The organism is Streptomyces sp. S6, from assembly GCF_054880855.1.
In genome coordinates, this window is the sequence record NZ_JBTYMC010000097.1 from 1 (window position 1) to 21,943 (window position 21,943).

20 protein-coding genes and 2 pseudogenes are annotated in these 21,943 nt (G+C 69.9%); 20 read left to right on the plus strand and 2 right to left on the minus strand.

The window, feature by feature from the left end; all coding sequences use genetic code 11:
* Positions 1-109: 109 nt before the first annotated feature.
* The 3 genes and pseudogenes from ACVNF4_RS16125 to ACVNF4_RS16135 form a co-directional block, all read left to right on the plus strand.
* Positions 110-853, plus strand: a pseudogene (locus ACVNF4_RS16125) (hypothetical protein); the annotation flags it as partial.
* A gap of 96 nt (positions 854-949) precedes the next feature.
* Entirely contained in the window at positions 950-2,926 is a 1,977-nt protein-coding gene (thrS, locus tag ACVNF4_RS16130) for a threonine--tRNA ligase (protein WP_461803496.1), read from the plus strand.
* Positions 2,927-3,006: 80 nt separating this feature from the next.
* Positions 3,007-3,558 (plus strand): HIT family protein, encoded by a 552-nt coding sequence (locus ACVNF4_RS16135; RefSeq protein ID WP_461803497.1) that lies wholly within the window; start codon positions 3,007-3,009, stop codon positions 3,556-3,558.
* Positions 3,559-3,582: 24 nt separating this feature from the next.
* On the opposite strand, the gene ACVNF4_RS16140 is transcribed toward ACVNF4_RS16135, so the two are convergent.
* Both ACVNF4_RS16140 and ACVNF4_RS16145 read right to left on the minus strand, forming a co-directional pair.
* Complete coding sequence (locus tag ACVNF4_RS16140) at positions 3,583-5,244, minus strand: hypothetical protein (RefSeq protein WP_461803498.1); 1,662 nt, start codon at positions 5,242-5,244, stop codon at positions 3,583-3,585.
* 212 nt (positions 5,245-5,456) lie between these two features.
* Positions 5,457-7,652: an elongation factor G-like protein EF-G2 gene (locus ACVNF4_RS16145; protein WP_461803499.1), complete on the minus strand. Its 2,196-nt coding sequence runs from the start codon at positions 7,650-7,652 to the stop codon at positions 5,457-5,459.
* 258 nt (positions 7,653-7,910) lie between these two features.
* On the opposite strand from ACVNF4_RS16145, the gene pgsA reads away from it, so the two are divergent.
* From pgsA to ACVNF4_RS16230, 17 genes and pseudogenes are all read left to right on the plus strand, one after another.
* The gene (gene pgsA / locus ACVNF4_RS16150) at positions 7,911-8,567 is read left to right on the plus strand and encodes a phosphatidylinositol phosphate synthase (RefSeq protein ID WP_461803500.1); all 657 of its coding nucleotides are present in this window, start codon (positions 7,911-7,913) and stop codon (positions 8,565-8,567) included.
* Entirely contained in the window at positions 8,564-9,472 is a 909-nt protein-coding gene (locus tag ACVNF4_RS16155) for a phosphatidylinositol mannoside acyltransferase (protein ID WP_461803501.1), read from the plus strand. The genes pgsA and ACVNF4_RS16155 overlap by 4 nt, the downstream gene beginning before the upstream one ends.
* Positions 9,469-10,635 carry a glycosyltransferase family 4 protein gene (locus tag ACVNF4_RS16160; protein ID WP_461803502.1) on the plus strand — a complete coding sequence of 389 codons (1,167 nt, stop codon included), beginning with the start codon at positions 9,469-9,471 and terminating at the stop codon, positions 10,633-10,635. The genes ACVNF4_RS16155 and ACVNF4_RS16160 overlap by 4 nt, the downstream gene beginning before the upstream one ends.
* 63 nt (positions 10,636-10,698) lie before the next feature.
* Positions 10,699-11,244 (plus strand): hypothetical protein, encoded by a 546-nt coding sequence (locus ACVNF4_RS16165; RefSeq protein ID WP_461803503.1) that lies wholly within the window; start codon positions 10,699-10,701, stop codon positions 11,242-11,244.
* Positions 11,245-11,280: 36 nt separating this feature from the next.
* Positions 11,281-11,340, plus strand: a pseudogene (locus tag ACVNF4_RS16170) (DUF6210 family protein); the annotation flags it as partial.
* Positions 11,341-11,399: 59 nt separating this feature from the next.
* A complete protein-coding gene (locus ACVNF4_RS16175) occupies positions 11,400-11,543 on the plus strand; it encodes a DUF6210 family protein (protein ID WP_461803515.1) in 144 nt (47 codons plus the stop codon).
* Between the two features lie 113 nt (positions 11,544-11,656).
* Complete coding sequence (pdxS, locus tag ACVNF4_RS16180; protein WP_461803504.1) at positions 11,657-12,562, plus strand: pyridoxal 5'-phosphate synthase lyase subunit PdxS; 906 nt, start codon at positions 11,657-11,659, stop codon at positions 12,560-12,562.
* A gap of 6 nt (positions 12,563-12,568) precedes the next feature.
* Positions 12,569-13,171 carry a pyridoxal 5'-phosphate synthase glutaminase subunit PdxT gene (gene pdxT / locus ACVNF4_RS16185; protein WP_461803505.1) on the plus strand — a complete coding sequence of 201 codons (603 nt, stop codon included), beginning with the start codon at positions 12,569-12,571 and terminating at the stop codon, positions 13,169-13,171.
* A gap of 49 nt (positions 13,172-13,220) precedes the next feature.
* The gene (locus tag ACVNF4_RS16190) at positions 13,221-13,970 is read left to right on the plus strand and encodes a YebC/PmpR family DNA-binding transcriptional regulator (RefSeq protein WP_461803506.1); all 750 of its coding nucleotides are present in this window, start codon (positions 13,221-13,223) and stop codon (positions 13,968-13,970) included.
* Positions 13,971-14,156: 186 nt separating this feature from the next.
* Positions 14,157-14,714, plus strand: coding sequence for a crossover junction endodeoxyribonuclease RuvC (ruvC, locus tag ACVNF4_RS16195; protein WP_461803507.1), 558 nt, complete (start codon positions 14,157-14,159; stop codon positions 14,712-14,714).
* Entirely contained in the window at positions 14,711-15,316 is a 606-nt protein-coding gene (ruvA, locus tag ACVNF4_RS16200) for a Holliday junction branch migration protein RuvA (RefSeq protein ID WP_461803508.1), read from the plus strand. Before ruvC ends, ruvA begins: the two co-directional genes overlap by 4 nt.
* An 81-nt stretch (positions 15,317-15,397) precedes the next feature.
* Entirely contained in the window at positions 15,398-16,456 is a 1,059-nt protein-coding gene (gene ruvB / locus ACVNF4_RS16205) for a Holliday junction branch migration DNA helicase RuvB (protein ID WP_461803509.1), read from the plus strand.
* A gap of 531 nt (positions 16,457-16,987) precedes the next feature.
* Complete coding sequence (gene yajC / locus ACVNF4_RS16210) at positions 16,988-17,464, plus strand: preprotein translocase subunit YajC (RefSeq protein ID WP_461803510.1); 477 nt, start codon at positions 16,988-16,990, stop codon at positions 17,462-17,464.
* A gap of 135 nt (positions 17,465-17,599) precedes the next feature.
* Positions 17,600-19,372 carry a protein translocase subunit SecD gene (secD, locus tag ACVNF4_RS16215; protein WP_461803511.1) on the plus strand — a complete coding sequence of 591 codons (1,773 nt, stop codon included), beginning with the start codon at positions 17,600-17,602 and terminating at the stop codon, positions 19,370-19,372.
* A 1-nt stretch (position 19,373) separates the two neighbouring features.
* On the plus strand, positions 19,374-20,477 hold the full coding sequence (gene secF / locus ACVNF4_RS16220) for a protein translocase subunit SecF (RefSeq protein ID WP_461803512.1): 1,104 nt from the start codon (positions 19,374-19,376) through the stop codon (positions 20,475-20,477).
* Entirely contained in the window at positions 20,474-21,022 is a 549-nt protein-coding gene (locus ACVNF4_RS16225; protein WP_461803513.1) for an adenine phosphoribosyltransferase, read from the plus strand. Before secF ends, ACVNF4_RS16225 begins: the two co-directional genes overlap by 4 nt.
* 145 nt (positions 21,023-21,167) lie before the next feature.
* Positions 21,168-21,617, plus strand: coding sequence for a hypothetical protein (locus ACVNF4_RS16230; RefSeq protein WP_461803514.1), 450 nt, complete (start codon positions 21,168-21,170; stop codon positions 21,615-21,617).
* The last annotated feature ends 326 nt before the right edge of the window (positions 21,618-21,943 follow it).

Here is a 21,943-nt window from a genome sequence, read left to right on the forward strand (position 1 = left end):
GTCTGGTGATCCGCCCCTCGGAGCTGGAGGTCGGCATCGTGACGGCGTTCCTGGGCGCCCCCCTGCTGGCCCTCCTCGCGCGGAAGGCCACCCGATGACCACGCTGACCCGCCGCAGCGCTGCCGCCCTCCTCGACGACGTCCTCGTCGGCACCGCCGAAGGAGGCCGACGGCTCACCGCGTTCACCCCCGTCGCCACCGCCCGCCCCCTCGCCGTCCGCCTCCACCAGGCCCTGCACGCCGCCCGCGAGGCCGTCGACTACCAGCGGGCCACCGGCGGCATGGACGCCTTCGACGGCGCCGTCGAGGCCGGCGTCAGCAGGGAACTCACCGAGGCGCTGATCCTGCTCGTGCGCGGGACGGAAGGCGCCCGCATCGGCGTCGAGTGGGCACCCGGCGCCGGGGTCCCCGACGGGTGCGCCGCCTCCGGGGAACCCGTCGAGTTCTCGCCCGGCGACCTCCCCGTCCTGCGCGAGGCAGGAGCCCGGTACCTCCGCGAGGAACCCTCCGTACCCGTCACCGTCACCGGAGCCGTCGTCCGGCTGCGGCGCTCCGGGCCCCGGGGCGAGGGGAACGTACGGCTGCGGGTGCTCGGCGGGGTCGAGGTGCCGCAGGTGCGGATCACCCTCGACGAGGAGGACTACCGCATCGCCGGCCAGGCCCACCTGCTCGGACTCCCCGTCCGGGTGCGGGGACGGCTGGAGAGCCGGGGCGGGTTCCGGCGGCTCACGGGCGCCTACGGCGTCGTCCCCGTCGAAGTCGACGACGAGGAACGCGACCGGCTGCTCAAGTCGCTCCAGGAGAACCTCGACTTCTTCGAGGAGGCCTGCGGGGGTGAGCTGGACGAGGACTGACCAGGTTTCGCGGAGGGCGGCCGGGGGTCGGTACGATCGCGTACTGCGCGCGCTCCTCGTATGGCGCCGCATTTCACCTTCAGGCAGGAGAGACCGGTGTCAGACGTCCGTGTGACCATCCAACGCGATTCCGAGCGGGAAGAGCGCGTGGTGACGACGGGGACTACGGCCGCCGACCTCTTCGCCGGCGAGCGCTCCATCGTCGCCGCGCGCGTGGGCGGCGAGCTGAAGGACCTGGCGTACGTCGTCTCCGACGGCGAGACCGTCGAGGGGGTCGAGATCTCCTCCGAGGACGGCCTCAACATCCTGCGGCACTCCACCGCGCACGTCATGGCGCAGGCCGTGCAGGAGCTGTTCCCCGAGGCCAAGCTGGGCATCGGGCCGCCGGTCAAGGACGGGTTCTACTACGACTTCGACGTCGAGAAGCCCTTCACGCCGGAGGACCTCAAGGCCGTCGAGAAGAAAATGCAGGAGATCCAGCGCAGGGGACAGAAGTTCGCCCGGCGCGTGGTGACCGACGAGGCCGCCCGTGAGGAGCTGGCCGACGAGCCGTACAAGCTGGAGCTGATCGGGCTCAAGGGGTCCGCCTCCTCCGACGACGGTGCGGACGTCGAGGTCGGCGCCGGTGAGCTGACGATCTACGACAACCTCGACGCGAAGACCGGCGAGCTGTGCTGGAAGGACCTCTGCCGGGGTCCCCACCTGCCGTCGACCCGGATGATCCCGGCGTTCAAGCTGATGCGGAACGCCGCCGCGTACTGGCGGGGCAGCGAGAAAAACCCGATGCTCCAGCGCATCTACGGGACCGCCTGGCCGTCCAAGGACGAGCTGAAGGCGTACCTCGACTTCCTCGCCGAGGCCGAGAAGCGCGACCACCGCAAGCTCGGCAGCGAGCTGGACCTCTTCTCCATCCCCGAGCAGATCGGCTCCGGGCTCGCCGTCTTCCACCCCAAGGGCGGCGTCATCCGCCGGGTCATGGAGGACTACTCGCGCCGCCGGCACGAGGAAGAGGGCTATGAGTTCGTCTACACGCCCCACGCGACCAAAGGCCGCCTTTTCGAGCAGTCCGGGCACCTCGACTGGTACGCGGACGGGATGTACCCGCCCATGCAGCTCGACGAGGGCGTGGACTACTACCTCAAGCCGATGAACTGCCCGATGCACAACCTGATCTTCGACGCGCGGGGGCGGTCCTACCGCGAACTGCCTTTGCGTTTGTTCGAGTTCGGGACCGTGTACCGGTACGAGAAGTCGGGCGTCGTGCACGGGCTCACCCGCGCGCGCGGGTTCACTCAGGACGACGCTCACATCTACTGCACGCGTGAGCAGATGTCCGAGGAGCTGGACAAGACGCTCACGTTCGTCCTGAACTTGCTGCGGGACTATGGGCTCGACGACTTCTACCTGGAGCTGTCGACCAAGGACCCGGAAAAGTTCGTCGGCAGCGACGAGGTCTGGGAAGAGGCCACGGAGACGCTGCGGCAGGTCGCCGAGAAGCAGGGGCTGCCGCTGGTGCCGGACCCGGGTGGGGCCGCGTTCTACGGGCCGAAGATCTCGGTGCAGACGCGCGACGCCATCGGCCGTACCTGGCAGATGTCGACCATCCAGCTCGACTTCAACCTTCCCGAGCGGTTCGACCTGGAGTACACGTCGGCGGACGGCACCAAGCAGCGTCCGGTGATGATCCACCGCGCGCTGTTCGGGTCCATCGAGCGGTTCTTCGCGGTCCTCCTTGAGCACTACGCGGGTGCGTTCCCGGCGTGGCTGGCTCCCGTTCAGGCCGTCGGCATCCCGATCGGGGACGGGCACGTCGAGTACCTGGAGGAGTTCGCTGCGGAGGCTCGGCGCAAGGGGCTGCGGGTCGAGGTGGACTCGTCGTCGGACCGCATGCAGAAGAAGATCAGGAACGCCCAGCGCTCCAAGGTCCCGTTCATGATCATCGTCGGCGACGAGGACATGAACGCCGGCACGGTCTCCTTCCGGTACCGGGACGGTTCGCAGGAGAACGGCATCGCGCGCGAGGAGGCTCTCGCGAAGCTGGTGGACGTCGTGGAGCGTCGCGTCCAGGTGTGACGGTACGACGGTGAGGGCCCCCGGAGTTCGCTCCGGGGGCCTTTCCCCTGCCCCCAGGCGTACGCCATATGCTGCTCACCATGACGACTGAGCCGGAGCAGCAGATCGGAGTGGGCGTGCCGGACGCGTTCCAGCGCCTGTGGACGCCTCATCGGATGGCCTATATCCAGGGTGAGAGCAAGCCGACGGGGCCGGGTGCCGACGACGGGTGTCCGTTCTGTTCGATCCCGGCGAAGTCCGACGAGGACGGTCTGATCGTCAGGCGGGGTGAGTTGGCGTATGTGGTGCTGAATCTGTACCCGTACACCGGCGGTCACGCGATGGCCGTGCCGTACCGTCACGTCGCTGACTACACGGACCTGACCGACCCGGAGACGGCGGAGGTCGCGAAGCTGACGAAGCAGGCGATGACGGCGCTGCGGCGGGCGTCGGGGGCGCACGGGTTCAACCTGGGGATGAACCAGGGGACGGTGGCGGGCGCGGGGATCGCGGCGCATCTGCATCAGCACATCGTGCCGAGGTGGGGCGGGGACACGAACTTCATGCCGGTGGTGGGTCACACGCGGGTGCTGCCGCAGTTGCTGGCGGACACGCGGAAGATGCTCGCGGAGGCGTGGCCGGCCGAGTCGTGAGGGCTCGGCCGGCGCTGTGCCCGGCTACGCGTTGTAGGTGTCGGCCTTTCCGGGGTCCGCTCCCTGGACGCCGCCGCTGAGGACTCCGGCGCGGCTCTCGAACTTCTCGACGTTGACGTCGTGTTCCTTGAGGACCTTGATCGTCGCGGCGTGGACGACGCGGAGCACGGGGGTGGCGGCGCGGAGGGCGTCGTCGGCCATGAAGCGGTGTTTCCAGGGTTGGTCGGCCCAGGCGTGGCGGAGGCCGAAGGGTTCGGGGAGGCCGATGGAGCCGCCGAGCCACTGGAGGAGCGGGGGGTACCAGCTGATCGTGGCGCGGGCGCCGAGGCGGACGACCTCGTCGGTGGTGACGAGGGGGAGGCTCACCTTGCGGGTCTCCCAGAAGCGGACGGTCTTGGCGACCTCTTTGGTGGGGGCCTCGGGCTTGGACATGAACAGGCCGTTGACGGGTCCGAGGGCGTGGCCGGTGACCTCTATGCGGAGCGTCTCGTGCAGGACCGTGACGGTGATCATCATGGTGATGATGAGCTGGCCGTCCCAGGTGGTCCACTGGACGCCGAGGTAGTGCCGGTTGCCGCTGCCGAACTGCTGGTTGTTGCAGATGTCCTCGACGGCCTTGGGCTTGAACTGGTAGGCCTCGACGTCGGTGCCCTCGGGGCGGGAGACGGCCTTGGCGCCCTCGCCGACGTGGGAGACGATCCAGTGCCGTACGGAGGGGGCGGGGAAGCCGCCGGTCTTGAGGCTCTGGCGCTGGAGCAGGTTGAGCTGGTCGGCTATCGCGCGGGCGACGGTCCAGCTGCGGAACTCGTGGACGCCCTTGACGGGGTCGAGGGGGACGAGGTCCTCGGCGAGGTGCCAGGAGCCCCAGCGGGTGCCCATGCCGAGGATGCCTTTGGGGCCCGCGTAGAAGACGCCGTTGGACTGCTGTTCGGCGGAGAGGCGGGCCAGCGACTGGCGGAGCTGTTCGGCGGCGGCCTGGTCGGGGCTGGTGGGGACGGCCTCGGGGATCTTCGCGCCGACGCCGCCGCCGGACAGGAGGCTGTCCCAGCGGGCGCGGAGGTCCTTCGCGGTGGACTCGCAGATGCGGCGGGCGAGGAACCAGCCGGCGACGGGGGCGACGATCGCGCCGCGGACGTACCAGCCGAGGATGCCGCCGAAGGGCAGCTTGACCAGCAGGAGCAGGGCGAGGGCGCCGGCGACGAAGAGGAGGGCGGTGGCGAGCCCGGAGGCGCGTTTGTTGCTGCTCCTGCCCGTCATCGCGCGGAGCTGGAAGACGAGGAGCCAGGCCAGGAGGCCGGGCAGGAAGACGATGCCGCACAGGAACATGACGACGCCGAGCTTGCGGTCGCGTTCGCGGCGGATGTTGTTCGCGGCGAGGCAGTGCTCGACGATCACCGAGGGTTCGGCGCCGAAGGACTGGATGAGGGGTTTGCGGCCGACGCCGAGCATGCGGTCGATGACGGCCTGGGAGAAGGCCTCACCGAGGTTGGGGCGGAAGATCTTGGCCCAGCTGCGGCCGGTGCTGACCGAGGACTGGTGCCATTCGTTGTCGGCCTTCTTTATCTCCTCGGCCGGGCTGTCCCGGTAGGCGGCCGAGGCCAGCGCGAACGTCGCCGTCTGCCCTCCGCCGCTCATCAGCGGCACCTGTGGGCCGAAGATGTCGCCGTACACACTGTCAACGGTCATGTAACCGCCCCCATCGCCGCCCGGACCCGCTCCTGCGGCCTTCCCGACTTCCGTGCTCCGCACACCTGTTGATCAGGTCATCAGGGTATCCGTCCCCACTGACATCCGGACCCGGAGGGCGTGTTCCCGCCCCGGGGGCGCACGGGGGCGCGTGGAGGTGGGCCCGGACTCCCGTGTCCCACAAGGCGGTTGTCCGGGCCCCGCGCCAACTCCTAGGTGTCGCGCTCCCGTTCGCGCACCTTCTCCGCGACGTGCGCCGGCATGGCCTCGTGCCGCGCGTACACGCGGTCGAAGCGGGCGGTGCCGTGGGAGAGGGAGCGCAGGTCGACGGCGTAGCGGCCGATCTCGATCTCGGGGACCTCGGCGCGGATCAGGGTGCGTCCGGCGCTGGTCTGCTCGGTGCCGAGCACGCGTCCTCGGCGGCCGGAGAGGTCGCTCATGACGGTGCCGACGTAGTCGTCGCCGACGAGGACGGTGACCTCGGCGACGGGTTCCAGGAGGTGGATCGTGGCGTCGGCCGCGGCCTCGCGCAGGGCGAGCGCGCCGGCGGTCTGGAACGCGGCGTCGGAGGAGTCGACGGAGTGCGCCTTGCCGTCGAGGAGCGTCACCCGCACGTCGACGAGCGGGTATCCGGCGGCCACCCCGCGCGCGGCCTGTGCGCGCACCCCCTTCTCGACGGACGGGATGAACTGCCGGGGGACGGCTCCGCCGACGACCTTGTCGACGAACTCGATCCCGGAGCCCCCGGGCAGCGGCTCGACCTCGATCTCGCAGATGGCGTACTGCCCGTGCCCGCCGGACTGCTTGACGTGCCGCCCGCGCCCGCCGGAGCGCTCCCCGAACGTCTCGCGCAGGGACACCTTGTGCGCGACGACGTCGACCTGGACGCCGTAGCGGCTGCGCAGCCGCTCCAGGGCGACGTCCGCGTGGGCCTCGCCGAGCGCCCACAGGACGACCTGGTGAGTGTGCTGGTTGTGTTCGAGGCGCATGGTCGGGTCCTCGGCGACGAGCCGGGCCAGGCCCTGGGAGAGCTTGTCCTCGTCGGCCTTGCTGTGCGCCTCGATGGCGAGCGGCAGCAGCGGGTCGGGCATCTGCCAGGCGGTCATCAGCAGGGGGTCGTCCTTCGCGGAGAGCGTGTCCCCGGTCTCGGCCCGCCCGAGCTTCGCCACGCACGCGAGGTCCCCGGCGATGCAGTGGCTGAGGGTGCGCTGCTGCTTCCCGAAGGGCGCCGACAGCGACCCCACCCGCTCGTCGACGTCGTGGTCCTCGTGCCCCCGGTCGCCGAGACCGTGCCCGGAGACGTGGACGGTCTCGTCGGGGCGCAGGGTGCCGGAGAAGACGCGGACGAGGGAGACGCGTCCGACGTAGGGGTCGGAGGTGGTCTTCACGACCTCGGCGACGAGGGGTCCGTCCGGGTCGCAGGTCTTCAGCACGCGCGCGTGGCCGTCGATCGTCGTCACGCGCGGGGCCTCGCGTTCCAGCGGGGTGGGGAAGCCGCGGGTGATCAGTTCGAGGAGTTCGACCGTGCCGATGCCCTGCCGGGCGCCGTCGGCGGCGGGGGCGCCGGCCAGCACGGGGAAGAACGTCCCGCGCGCGACGGCCCGCTCCAGGTCGTCGATCAGGGTCTGGACGTCGATCTGCTCGCCGTCCAGGTAGCGGTCCATGAGGGTCTCGTCCTCGCTCTCCGCGATGATCCCCTCGATGAGCCGGTCGCGGGCCTCCTCGATCGCCGGGAGCTGCGCCTCGTCCGGGTCGGACTCCTTGCGCTCGCCGGACGCGTAGTCGAACAGGGTGCGGGAGAGGAGCCCGGTGAGGCCGGTGACGGGCGCGTGGCCGTCGGGGCCCGCGGGTCCGTGCAGCGGCAGGTACAGCGGGAGGACGGCGTCGGGGTCGTCGCCGCCGAACGCGTCCGCGCACGTGCGGACCATCTCGTCGAAGTCCGCGCGGGCCGCCTCCAGGTGTGTGACGACGATCGCGCGGGGCATCCGTACGGCCGTGCACTCGTCCCACACCATGCGGGTCGCGCCGTCCACGCCGTCCGCGGCCGAGACGACGAAGAGGGCCGCGTCCGCAGCCCGCAGACCGGCCCTCAGCTCGCCGACGAAGTCGGCGTACCCGGGTGTGTCGAGGAGGTTGACCTTGATGCCTCCCCACTCGACGGGCACCAGGGACAGCTGGACGGACCGCTGCTGCCGGTGCTCGATGTCGTCGTAGTCGGAGACGGTGCCGCCGTCCTCCACGCGGCCCGCCCTGTTCACCGCTCCCGCCGTCAGCGCGAGAGCCTCCACCAAGGTCGTCTTGCCCGCTCCACAGTGGCCGACCAGCACCACATTCCGTACGGACGCGGGATGGTCGGCCGCCGTAGCCCTGCCGGCGGCTCCGAGGTGTGCGTGTGCCTTGTCGCCCATGTCCTTGCCTCCCGAGCAACGGTGAGGTCCCTGGGACGCGAGCACACGCGAGATCCGCGACCAGCGGCGGCTGCGATGGCGCCCGCGGTCCTTCGAGCTTTCCACTCCCGTCACGGGGCGTCCATACGGCGGACGCGAACCCTTCGTACGAAAGGTGTGGGTCCGGGTGCCCGACCCTCGTACAAGCGCGCGCGTGGCTACGATGGGCCAGCCGGTGGCCAGCAAGGGTCCCCGGCGCCTTCGACTGTCGGGAAAGCCATGCTGAACAAGTACGCGCGTGCGTTCTTCACGCGTGTCCTCACACCGTTCGCCACCTTTCTGATCAAGCGGGGCGTCAGCCCGGACACCGTCACGCTGATCGGTACGGCGGGTGTGGTGGCGGGCGCGCTCGTCTTCTTCCCCCGTGGCGAGTTCTTCTGGGGCACGATCGTGATCACGCTGTTCGTGTTCTCCGACCTGGTCGACGGGAACATGGCCCGCCAGCTCGGCCGCTCCAGCCGCTGGGGCGCGTTCCTGGACTCCACGCTCGACCGGGTGGCCGACGGCGCGATCTTCGGCGGGTTCGCCCTCTGGTACGCGGGCAACGGGAACGACAACGTGCTGTGCGCCGTCGCGATCTTCTGCCTGACGAGCGGGCAGGTCGTGTCGTACACGAAGGCTCGGGGCGAGTCGATCGGGCTCCCGGTGGCCGTCAACGGGCTCGTGGAGCGCGCGGAGCGGCTCGTGGTGTCCCTGGTCGCCGCGGGGCTCGCCGGGCTCCACACGTTCGGCGTGCCCGGCATCCAGTACCTCCTGCCGGTCGCCCTGTGGATCGTCGCCGTCGGCAGCCTCGTCACGCTGATCCAGCGCGTCGTCACCGTCCGCCGCGAGTCCGCCGAGGCGGAGGCGCAGGCCGCGCGCCAGGACGCCAAGTGAGCGTCCGGGACAAGCTCACCGACGCGCTGTACGGCGCCGGCTGGGGCGCCGTCAAGAAGCTTCCCGAGCCTGTCGCCGTCCGGCTCGGACAGACGATCGCCGACCTCGCCTGGCGCAGGCGCGGCAAGGGTGTCCTGCGGCTGGAGAGCAACTACGCGCGCGTGGTGCCCGATGCGACCCCCGAACGGCTGACGGAGCTGTCCCGCGCGGGCATGCGGTCCTACCTGCGGTACTGGATGGAGTCGTTCCGGCTGCCCGCGTGGAGCGCCGAGCGCGTCCGGGGCGGCTTCGACCCCAAGGACGTCCACCACCTCACCGACGCCCTCGCCTCCGACAAGGGCGTCATCCTCGCGCTCCCGCACATGGGCAACTGGGACCTCGCGGGCGCCTGGGTCACCACGAAACTGGAGACCCCGTTCACCACGGTCGCCGAACGCCTCAAACCCGAGACGCTGTACGACCGTTTCGTCGCCTACCGCGAGGGGCTCGGCATGGAGGTCCTCCCGCACAGCGGCGGCACCGCCTTCGCCACCCTCGCCCGGCGCCTGCGCGACGGCGGCCTCGTCTGCCTCGTCGCCGAGCGCGACCTGTCGGCGTCCGGCGTCGAGGTCACGTTCTTCGGCGAGCGGACCCGTATCCCGGCCGGGCCCGCCCTGCTCGCCCAGCAGACCGGGGCGCTGCTCCTGCCGGTGACGCTCTGGTACGACGACTCGCCCGTCATGCAAGGACAGGTGCATCCCCCGATCGAGGTACCCGAGACAGGTGACCGGGCGGAGAAGACGTCTGTCATGGCACAGGCGCTGGCAGACGTCTTCGCCTCGGGAATCGCCGACCATCCGGAGGACTGGCACATGCTCCAGCGGCTGTGGCTCGCGGACCTCGACCCCGCGCGGGGGTCCGCGTGAGGATCGGGATCGTCTGCCCCTACTCGTGGGACGTGCCGGGGGGCGTCCAGTTCCACATCCGGGACCTCGCCGAGTACTTCATCCGCCTGGGGCACGAGGTGTCCGTCCTCGCCCCCGCCGACGACGACACGCCGCTCCCGCCGTACGTCGTCTCCGCCGGCCGCGCGGTGCCCGTCCCGTACAACGGCTCGGTCGCCCGCCTCAACTTCGGCTTCCTGTCCGCCGCGCGGGTGCGCCGCTGGCTGCACGACGGCGCGTTCGACGTCGTCCACATCCACGAACCGACGTCCCCGTCGCTCGGGCTGCTCACGTGCTGGGCCGCGCAGGGGCCGATGGTCGCCACGTTCCACACGTCCAACCCGCGCTCCCGCGCGATGATCGCCGCGTACTCCATCCTCCAGGCCGCGCTGGAGAAGATCAGCGCGCGGATCGCCGTCAGCGAGTACGCGCGCCGGACACTGGTCGAACACCTCGGCGGTGACGCCGTCGTCATCCCCAACGGCGTCGACGTCGACTTCTTCGCCCGCGCCGAACCCCGTCCCGAGTGGCAGGGGGAGACCCTCGGCTTCATCGGCCGCATCGACGAACCCCGCAAGGGGCTGCCGGTCCTCGTCAAGGCCCTCCCGCGGATCTTCGCCGAGCGCCCCGAGGCACGCCTGCTGATCGCCGGGCGCGGGGACGAGGAGGAGGCCGTCGCCGGTCTCCCCGCCGAGCTGCGGTCCCGGGTCGAGTTCCTCGGGATGGTCTCCGACGAGGACAAGGCGCGGCTGCTGCGCAGCATCGACCTGTACATCGCCCCCAACACCGGCGGGGAGAGCTTCGGGATCATCCTCGTCGAGGCGATGTCCGCGGGGGCGCCCGTCCTGGCCGCTGATCTGGACGCGTTCGCGCAGGTGCTGGACCAGGGGGGTGCGGGGGAGCTGTTCACCAACGAGGACGCGGACGCGCTCGCCGAGGCCGCCGTCCGGCTGCTGGGAGACCCCGCGAGACGCGCCGAGCTGCGGGAGCGGGGGAGCGCGCATGTGCGGCGGTTCGACTGGTCGACCGTCGGGGCGGACATCCTGTCCGTGTACGAGACGGTGACTGCGGGGGCCGCGGCTGTTGCGGCGGACGAGAGGACGGGGGGCGGGCTGAGGGCGAGGCTGGGGCTGGCACGGGATTGAGGGGGGAAGCGGGGCTGAAGGGCGCTCGGTGCCCCCGGTGACCGGAACCCCACCCCGCTACCCTTGCCCCCCGTGACCGCAACCCTCATCTGGACCCTCGCGATCCTCGTAGCGATCGGCCTCTACCTCAGCTGGACGGCAGGCAGACTCGACCGCCTCCACTCCCGCATCGACGCGGCCCGAGCGGCCCTGGACGCCCAGTTGCTGCGCCGCGCCTCGGTCACCCAGGAACTCGCCACCTCGGGTGTGCTGGACCCGGCGGCCTCGATCGTCCTGTACGAGGCCGCGCACGCCGCGAGGCAGGCGGAGGAGGAACAACGGGAGGTCGCCGAGAGCGAACTCACCCAGGCCCTGCGCGCCGTCTTCGCGGACCACCACCAGGTCGACGAGATCAGACACGCCCCCGGCGGGGAGTCCGCCGCCCACGAACTCACCGAAGCCGTCCGCCGCGTCCCCATGGCCCGCCGCTTCCACAACGACGCCGTCGGCGCCGCCCGCCGCCTCCGCGAACACCGCAAGGTCCGCTGGTTCCACCTCGCCGGCCACGCACCCTTCCCGATGGCCTTCGAGATGGACGACGAACCGCCGACGGCACTGACAGAGCGGTGACAGTGGTGCGAAGTACAGGGCGGCGGCCACGCGTGCGTGCCGTACGAACAGGAGGGCTACCTGATCCCCCTGTTCGTCCCCGACGCGGACAGCGACCTGAGACACCTCTTCGTCCACGACCTGAAGGGCTCGGGCACCTACGGCCTGACTTGGCCGTGCACGCCTCGGCGAACCGCGACGACACCTGGCCCGCGCGCCTCACCCTCGACGAGTCCCGGCTGGCCGAGGCCGACGAGGCATGGGTCCCCGTCCGTACCCCCGACGGTCCCGGGGTCCTGGTCTGGGAGAACTCCGACTGACCCCGGTGCCCGAAAAGATCCACGGCGTGACTATTGGCCCTTGCTGTGGACCGGTCGGCGGGCGTTTGCTCGGGAGCATCCCCTTCGGAACTCCCCTTTCAGTGAGGTCGACCGTGTCCAGCAGTGAGAACCAGACCCCCGAGACCGGCACCGCGCGCGTGAAGCGGGGGATGGCTGAGCAGCTCAAGGGCGGCGTGATCATGGATGTCGTGACGCCGGAGCAGGCGAAGATCGCGGAGGACGCGGGAGCGGTCGCCGTGATGGCGCTGGAGCGGGTGCCCGCCGACATCCGCAAGGACGGCGGCGTGGCCCGGATGTCCGACCCGGACATGATCGAGGGCATCATCGAGGCCGTCTCCATCCCGGTCATGGCCAAGTCGCGGATCGGCCACTTCGTCGAGGCGCAGGTCCTCCAGTCCCTCGGCGTCGACTACATCGACGAGTCCGAGGTGCTGACCCCCGCCGACGAGGTCAACCACAGCGACAAGTTCGCCTTCACGACCCCCTTCGTCTGCGGCGCCACCAACCTCGGCGAGGCCCTGCGCCGCATCGCCGAGGGCGCCGCGATGATCCGCTCCAAGGGCGAGGCCGGCACCGGCAACGTCGTCGAGGCCGTCCGCCACCTGCGGCAGATCAAGAACGAGATCGCCCGCCTGCGCGGCTACGACAACAACGAGCTGTACGCCGCCGCCAAGGACCTCCGCGCCCCGTACGAACTGGTCAAGGAGGTCGCCGAACTCGGCAAGCTCCCGGTCGTCCTGTTCTCCGCCGGCGGCGTCGCCACCCCCGCCGACGCCGCGCTCATGCGCCAGCTCGGCGCCGAGGGCGTCTTCGTCGGCTCCGGCATCTTCAAGTCCGGCGACCCCGCCAAGCGCGCCGCCGCCATCGTCAAGGCCACCACCTTCTACGACGACCCGAAGATCATCGCGGACGCGTCCCGCAACCTCGGCGAGGCCATGGTCGGCATCAACTGCGACACCCTCCCCGAGGCCGAGCGCTACGCCAACCGCGGCTGGTAACCACCGATGACCACTCCCGTGATCGGGGTCCTCGCGCTCCAGGGCGACGTACGGGAACACCTCGTCGCCCTGGCCGCGGCGGACGCCCTCGCCCGCCCGGTCCGCCGGCCCGAGGAACTCGCCGAGGTGGACGGCCTCGTCCTGCCCGGCGGCGAGTCCACCACCATCTCGAAACTGGCCGTCCTGTTCGGCGTGATGGACCCCCTCCGCGCGCGCGTACGCGCCGGAATGCCGGTCTACGGCACCTGCGCGGGCCTCATCCTGCTCGCCGACAAGATCCTCGACCCGCGCGCGGGCCAGGAGACCGTCGGCGGCATCGACATGATCGTCCGCCGCAACGCCTTCGGCCGCCAGAACGAGTCCTTCGAGGCGGCCGTCGACGTCAAGGGCATCGACGGCCCCGTGGACGGCGTCTTCATCCGCGCCCCCTGGGTGGAGTCCGTCGGCGCGCGTGCGGAAGTCCTCGCCGAGCACGACGGCCACATCGTCGCCGTCCGCCAGGGCAACGCCCTCGCCACGTCGTTCCACCCGGAGCTGACCGGCGATCACCGCGTGCACGCGCTCTTTGTCGACATGGTCCGCGCGAACCGTGCGGCGGAGTCCTTGTAGGATCGCTGGCGTTCGTTGTTCGGATGGGTTACGCGAAGGAGACAGGCAGATGTCCGGCCACTCTAAATGGGCTACGACTAAGCACAAGAAGGCCGTGATCGACGCCAAGCGCGGCAAGCTCTTCGCGAAGATGATCAAGAACATCGAGGTCGCGGCACGTACCGGCGGTGCCGACCCGTCCGGCAACCCGACCCTGTTCGACGCCATCCAGAAGGCCAAGAAGAGCTCGGTCCCCAACAAGAACATCGACTCCGCGGTCAAGCGCGGCGCCGGTCTCGAAGCGGGCGGCGCCGACTACGAGACGATCATGTACGAGGGCTACGGCCCCAACGGCGTCGCGGTGCTCATCGAGTGCCTCACCGACAACCGCAACCGCGCCGCCTCCGACGTCCGCGTCGCCATGACCCGCAACGGCGGCAACATGGCCGACCCCGGCTCGGTGTCGTACCTCTTCAACCGCAAGGGCGTCATCATCGTCCCCAAGGGTGAACTGAGCGAGGACGACGTCCTCGGCGCCGTCCTCGACGCCGGTGCCGAAGAAGTCAACGACCTCGGCGAGTCCTTCGAGGTCCTCAGCGAGGCCACCGACCTGGTCGCCGTCCGCACGGCCCTCCAGGAGGCCGGCATCGACTACGACTCCGCCGACTCCAACTTCGTCCCGACCATGCAGGTCGAACTCGACGAAGAGGGCGCCCGCAAGATCTTCAAGCTGATCGACGCGCTGGAGGACAGCGACGACGTGCAGAACGTCTTCGCGAACTTCGACGTGACCGACGAGGTCATGGCCGCGATCGACTGACGATCGTGAGTGGCGTCCGGCCGCGATGCCGGACGAGGATCGCAACGACGTGTGCGACGAGGTCATGGAAAAGGCCGACGCCGCCCAACGGGCCGACGGGACACACCCCGTCGGCCCGTCGTCATGTCGGCCGTTGTCAGTGGCAGCGGATAGCCTGCACAAACAGGTGAGCGAAGGAGGTGCGGAGTGCGAGTACTTGGGGTCGACCCGGGGCTGACCCGGTGTGGCGTCGGAGTCGTCGAAGGCGTCGCAGGGCGGCCGTTGACGATGGTCGGCGTCGGCGTCGTGCGCACTCCCGCGGACGCCGAACTCAGCCACCGGCTCCTCGCCGTCGAGCAGGGCATCGAATGGTGGCTCGACGAGCACCGGCCCGAATTCGTCGCCGTGGAGCGGGTGTTCAGCCAGCACAACGTGCGGACCGTGATGGGGACGGCGCAGGCCAGTGCCGTCGCGATGCTGTGCGCGGCCCGCCGGGGCATCCCCGTCGCGCTGCACACGCCGAGCGAGGTCAAGGCGGCCGTCACCGGCAGCGGGCGGGCGGACAAGGCGCAGGTCGGCGCGATGGTGACCCGGCTGCTGCGGCTGGACGCACCCCCGAAACCCGCCGACGCGGCCGACGCCCTCGCCCTCGCCATCTGCCACATCTGGCGGGCCCCCGCGCAGCACCGGCTGCAACAGGCCGTCGCCCAGAACCGTCTCCAGCAGGCCGTCGCCCTGCACGCCTCGAAAGGCCGTACGACATGATCGCCTTCGTCAGCGGTACGGTGGCCGCCCTCGCTCCCGACGCGGCCGTGGTCGAGGTCGGCGGGGTCGGCATGGCCGTCCAGTGCACCCCGAACACCCTCGCGGGCCTGCGCACCGGCCAGCCGGCCAAACTCGCCACCTCCCTCGTCGTGCGCGAGGACTCCCTCACGCTGTACGGCTTCGCCGATGACGACGAACGCCAGGTCTTCGAACTCCTCCAGACCGCGAGCGGCGTCGGCCCGAGGCTCGCCCAGTCCATGCTGGCCGTCCACACCCCCGACGCCCTCCGCAGGGCGGTCGCCACAGCCGACGAGAAGGCCCTCATCGCCGTCCCCGGCATCGGCAAGAAGGGTGCGCAGAAACTCCTGATCGAGCTGAAGGACCGCCTCGGCGAACCGGTGGGTTCCCCGGCGATCGGTGCTCCGGTGACACAGGGCTGGCGGGACCAACTCCACGCGGCGCTCTTGGGGTTGGGGTACGCGACTCGCGAAGCCGATGAAGCGGTTGCGGCGGTGACCCCGCAGGCGGAGGCGGCCGAAGGAACACCGCAGGTGGGCCAGTTGCTGAAGGCGGCGCTGCAATCTCTGAACAGGGCCAGGTAGAGGTACTCAAGGGGCGCGACCAGCCACGTACGACCCGCACTCGCCGACACACACCAACCCCCCAACCCCTGAGGCGCACCAATGAACTGGGACGAAACGACCGACGACGAACGGCTGGTCGCCGCGTCAGCGGACCGTGAGGACCAAGCGGTCGAAGCCGCCCTCCGCCCCAAGGACCTCGGCGAGTTCATCGGCCAGGAAAAGGTCCGCGAACAACTCGACCTCGTCCTCAAAGCAGCCCGCGCCCGAGGCGCGACCGCCGACCACGTCCTCCTCTCCGGCGCACCGGGCCTCGGCAAGACCACCCTCTCGATGATCATCGCCGCCGAGATGGGCGCCCCGATCCGCATCACCAGCGGCCCGGCGATCCAGCACGCGGGCGACCTCGCCGCGATCCTCTCCTCGCTCCAGGAGGGCGAGGTCCTCTTCCTCGACGAGATCCACCGCATGTCGAGGCCGGCGGAGGAGATGCTGTACATGGCGATGGAGGACTTCCGGGTCGACGTGATCGTCGGCAAGGGCCCCGGCGCGACGGCGATCCCCCTGGAACTCCCCCCGTTCACCCTGGTCGGCGCCACCACCCGGGCCGGCCTCCTCCCGCCCCCGCTGAGGGACCGTTTCGGCTTCACCGCGCACATGGAGTTCTACGAACCGGCCGAACTCCAGCGGGTCGTGCACCGCTCGGCCAACCTGCTGGACGTGGAGATCGACCCGGCCGGCGCCGCCGAGATCGCCGGCCGCTCCCGGGGCACCCCGCGCATCGCCAACCGCCTCCTGCGCCGCGTCCGCGACTACGCCCAGGTCAAGGCGGACGGCGTGATCACCCGGGACATCGCGGGAGCGGCCCTGAAGGTGTACGAGGTGGACGGCCGAGGCCTCGACCGCCTCGACCGCGCGGTCCTGGAAGCGCTGCTGAAACTGTTCGGCGGCGGCCCGGTCGGCCTCTCGACGCTGGCGGTCGCGGTAGGGGAAGAACGGGAGACGGTCGAGGAGGTCGCCGAACCCTTCCTGGTCCGCGAGGGCCTCCTGGCCCGCACCCCCCGAGGCCGCGTAGCCACCCCGGCCGCCTGGTCCCACCTGGGCCTGACCCCGCCCCGCCAGACAACGGGGGGCACCCAACAGAACCTGTTCGGCACCTGACCCCTGCCCCCCCCCGCCCACCGACTCGGGTGGTTCTGGTGAGTGGGCGGCTGCGCCGCCATGCCAACACCGCGCACCCAATCTCCAAGAACGCCGGTTGAGTGCCCACCAACTCAGCCACCGTCTCCGGCCACCGGCCGCGAAGGAGCCGAAGGGGCGCGTCGGTGTCGAGGACACGATCGCGCGGAGGCCCGAAGGGCTGAGCACGTTCGTGTCCTCGACACCGACTGAGGCGCCCCGCAGGCGAGAGAGCCAATGTCACAGCCCCGCGCGCGCCAGCCCGACAACCACCGCCCACAAAACCAAACCCCTCAACGCCCCACCCCTCCTCACCGCCACATCACAACAAAGACACAGCCCGGTCACCGGCGGAAGTATTGGCCCGGTAAGGAACCCAGGTGCCATGCTGAACGTTGTTCCCTGTACGCGGACTCGCTTAGACTCCGCCGATGCCGCCCTTGTCGGCGGTATCCGATTCCCATCCATCAGGCCGCTCACCATCCGCGGTCGTGTGAAGGAAGTTCCGAACCCGTGAGTCCCTTGACCCTTCTCCCGTTCATCGTGCTCATCGGGGCCATGTTCCTGATGACCCGGTCGGCCAAGAAGAAGCAGCAGCAGGCAGCCGACATGCGGAACCAGATGCAGCCCGGCAGCGGCGTCCGCACGATCGGGGGGATGTACGCGACGGTCAAGGAGGCCAACGAGGAGACGGTCCTGCTGGACGCGGGCCCGGGTGTGGAACTGCTCTTCGCGAAGAACGCCATCGGCGCGGTGCTGACGGACGAGGAGTACAACCGCATCGTCCACGGCATCGAGGCCGACCTCAAGTCCGACTCCGACATCGTTCCGGACGACGCCTCCTCCCTCACCGAGACCGCCGACGCCGACGAGCCTTCCGACGCTGCCGCCGCCTCCGACGACAAGCCCGTCGACCTCGGCAAGAAGGACGAGACCGAGACCGACGAGGAGCCGAAGAAGACCGACGGCGAGTCCGACGCGAAGAAGTAGTCACACCCCCGGGGTGCGCGGACCAGTTCGCGTGTCCCGGGGTGTGCGTATCTCGCGGGGGATTCCCGACACCAGTCATGGCAGCCGTTCCACGCCGACCAGGGCGGGGGGCGGCCCGAGAGGGAGTACGAGAAGGTGGCAGCACCTAAAAAGGGCAGGAGCGCGAGCGCCCAGAGCAAGCCGGGGCGCTCGCTGGCCCTGATCCTGATCGCCATCGTGGGGCTCACGGGCGGCATGTTCGCCACCGGTGACACCACGCCGCGCCTGGGCATCGACCTGGCCGGTGGCACGAGCATCACGCTGGAGGCCAAGGCCGACCAGGGCGCGGCGATCAACCAGTCGAACATGGACACCGCGGTCGAGATCATGAACCGCCGTGTCAACGGCCTGGGCGTGTCCGAGGCGGAGGTGCAGACCCAGGGTAAGACGAACATCATCGTGAACATCCCCAAGGGCACCAACTCCGAGCAGGCCCGAGCCCAGGTCGGTACGACCGCCAAGCTGTACTTCCGTCCGGTCCTCTCCCAGGAGGCCACCGGCCCCGCGGCGGCGGCGAGCCCGTCGCCGTCCCCCTCGGCGTCCTCCAGCGGCAGCCCGAGCCCGTCCGGCTCCCCCTCCGCGTCGGCGGGCACCGGCGAGAAGGCGAGCTCCTCGCCGTCCCCCTCGGCGTCCTCGTCGACCCAGGGCCGCGCGGTCACCGACTCCCTGCGGGCCGACGGCACCCCGTCGCCGTCCCCCTCCACGAGCGGCTCCCCGAAGGCGCCGGCCAACCCGCCCGTCGACCCGTCGACCGCGAAGCTCCAGGCCGTGTACACCACCCTGGACTGCTCGAAGCCCGAGCAGCGCGCCAAGGCCGGCGAGGGCGCCAAGCCCACCGACCCGATCGTGGCCTGCGGCCAGATCAACAAGGTCTGGTACAAGTACCTGCTCGGCCCGGCCGCCGTCGACGGCACCGAGGTGAAGAAGGCCCAGGCGGTCTTCGACACCCAGACCGCCGCCGGTTGGCAGGTCACCATGAACTTCACCAGCAAGGGTGCCAAGAAGTTCGCGGACATCACCGGCCAGCTCTCGCAGAAGCAGCAGCCGCAGAACGAGTTCGGCATCGTCCTCGACGGCGAGGTCGTCTCCAGCCCCTACGTCCAGTCCGCCATCACCGGCGGCCAGGCGCAGATCTCCGGCTCCTTCAAGCAGGAGGAGGCGCAGAACCTCGCCAACATGCTGTCGTACGGCGCGCTCCCGCTCTCCTTCAAGGAGCAGAGCGTCACGACCGTGACCGCCGCGCTCGGCGGTGAGCAGCTGCACGCCGGTCTGCTGGCCGGTGCGATCGGTCTGCTCCTGGTCGTGATCTACCTGGTGGCCTTCTACCGCGGCCTGTCGCTCATCGCGCTCGCCTCGCTGCTGGTCTCCGCGGCGCTGACGTACCTGCTGATGTCGCTGCTCGGCCCGGCCATCGGCTTCGCGCTGAACCTGCCGGCCGTCTGCGGCGCCATCGTCGCGATCGGTATCACCGCCGACTCGTTCATCGTGTACTTCGAGCGCATCCGGGACGAGGTCCGCGAGGGCCGTTCGCTGCGCCCCGCCGTCGAGCGGGCCTGGCCGCGCGCCCGGCGCACCATCCTGGTCTCCGACTTCGTGTCGTTCCTGGCCGCCGCGGTGCTGTTCGTCGTCACCGTCGGCAAGGTCCAGGGCTTCGCGTTCACCCTCGGTCTGACCACCGTCCTCGACGTCGTCGTGGTGTTCTTCTTCACCAAGCCGCTGATGACGCTCGTCGCGCGCACCAAGTTCTACGGCGGCGGCCACAAGTGGTCCGGCCTCGACCCCAAGGGCCTGGGCGCGCACCCGCCGCTGCGCCGCACCCGTCGTCCCTCCGGCCCGCTCGCCGGCCCCGTAGACCCGAAGGAGGCGTGAGATGTCGAAACTCGGGAACATCGGCGCCCGGCTGCACCGAGGCGAGATCTCGTACGACTTCATCGGTCACCGCAAGCTCTGGTACGGCGTCTCGATCCTGATCACCATCACGGCGATCCTCGGCCTCGCGGTGCGCGGGCTGAACATGGGCATCGACTTCCAGGGCGGCGCGGTCTTCACCACCCCGAAGACCAGCGTCTCCGTCTCCCAGGCGGAGACGTACGCGAAGGAAGCCTCCGGCCACGACGCGGTCGTGCAGAAGCTCGGCAACGGCTCGCTGCGCATCCAGATCGCCGGTATGGACACCCAGCAGTCCGACCAGATCAAGAACAAGCTCGCCGGGGACTTCAAGGTCGACACCGAGAAGATCGCCGCGGACCTGGTCGGCCCCAGCTGGGGTGACCAGATCGCCAACAAGGCGTGGCAGGGTCTCGCGATCTTCATGGTGCTGGTCGTGATCTACCTGGCGATCGCCTTCGAGTGGCGGATGGCCATCGCGGCGCTCGTCGCGCTGATCCACGACATCACCATCACCGTCGGGATCTACGCCCTCGTCGGCTTCGAGGTGACGCCGGGTACGGTCATCGGTCTGCTGACGATCCTCGGGTACTCGCTGTACGACACGGTCGTCGTCTTCGACTCGCTCAAGGAGCAGACGAAGGACATCACCAAGCAGACCAAGTCGACGTACAGCGACATCGCGAACCACTCGATCAACGGCACGCTGGTCCGCTCGGTCAACACGACCGTCGTGGCGCTGCTGCCGGTCGCCGGTCTGCTGTTCATCGGCGGCGGTTTCCTCGGGGCGGGCACGCTCAACGACATCTCGCTGTCGCTGTTCGTCGGCCTCGCGGCCGGTGCCTACTCGTCGATCTTCATCGCCACGCCGCTGGTCGCCGACCTCAAGGAGCGCGAGCCGCAGATCAAGGCCCTGCGTAAGCGGGTCCTCGCGAAGCGCGCCCAGGCCGCGACGGAGGCGGAACTCCACCCCGAGCAGGGCGTGGAGGAGTACGAGGACGACGCCGCTGCGGCTGTCGTCGGTCCCCGCAACCAGCCCGCGTCCCGTGGCCGCGGCCGTGGCCGACCCTCAGGGAAGCGGCGATGACCGAGCTCACAGACATCACAGAGCTGCTGCTCAGCCGTATCCGGGACGTCGCGGACTACCCCGAGCCCGGCGTGATGTTCAAGGACATCACCCCGCTGCTCGCGGACCCGGCGGCCTTCACGGCGCTCACCGACGCGTTCGCCGCGATCGCCGAGCGCACCGGCGCCACGAAGGTCGTCGGTCTGGAGGCCCGCGGGTTCATCCTCGGCGCCCCCGTCGCCGTCCGCGCGGGCCTCGGGTTCATCCCCGTCCGCAAGGCCGGCAAGCTCCCCGGTGCCACCCTCGCCCAGTCCTACGACCTGGAGTACGGGTCGGCGGAGATCGAGATCCACGCGGAGGACCTCTCCTCCGAGGACCGCGTCCTCATCGTGGACGACGTCCTCGCGACCGGCGGCACGGCGGAGGCGGCGATCCAGCTGATCCATCGCGCTGGCGCCGAGGTCTCCGGCGTCGCGCTCCTGATGGAGCTTGGCTTTTTGCATGGTCGACTCCGTCTGGAGCCGATCCTGTCCGGAGCTCCGTTGGAGGCCCTACTCCGTATCTGAGTGATTAGGTGGAAAGGAGGGCGGACACTGTAGTGAGACGGTGTCCGCCCTCTGGCATGAGGTGGGTTTGCGTCAATTCGCTCGCAGAATGGGCTGATTCCTGTTGAAGCGAGGTCATGTGGCCTTATTCGCTTGCCTGGGGATCATGGACATGATCTACTCCTGGAGTTGTCGGAAAAGTTTCGGCAAAATTAACTCTCTGGGGGATTTAATGAAGGCTTTGGCAAAGCGAGTGGGAATGGTTTGTGGTCTCGCGGTGGGGACTGTTGCGTTTGCTGTGTCTCCTGCATTCGCTGCTAACACCTTCGTGCAGACCACGGACGATAATCCGGGGGGATACGCCCAGTGGACCGCAGACGGCGACCGCTGGGATGTGTGTGACTGGCAGGAGGACGGTCTGCGTGCCTCCGGAACGCTGACCTGGAACGGCGGCAGCAAGCGGATGGATGACGCCAATGGGGGGAGTGACAGCAGCCCGTGTGCCCGGCAGGTGGTCGACCTGCCTGAAGGTACCAAGGTCACTCTCAGGATCTGCTTGCGTGACGGCGCCAATGGTGTCGCGCGCTTCTGCGCCAGCTCTACTGGCTCTGCCTGACGCCTGAGTCGGCTGACCGTTCGGCTTGACCTGTCGAGCGGTGGATGCGGGTGTCGGAGAATCCGGCGCCCGCATCTTGGGTTTCCCCAGGTGAATGATCTTCCCAATCGTTCTGGAGGCGATGCGGGGGCGTGGGATCGCTACGATGGGGGCTCCGGAGCCTGACCGGGGACCCGGATCGCGCACGAGGAGTCCTCTTGCCAGACGAGGCCCAGCACCTGACCGCCGCCAAGCCCGAGCCCGCCTCGGCACCGGCGGCGCACCCCGCGTCGCGTGGCGAGAACGGCACGGGCGGAGCGGTGGAGCACGACCGCACCGCGCCCGCC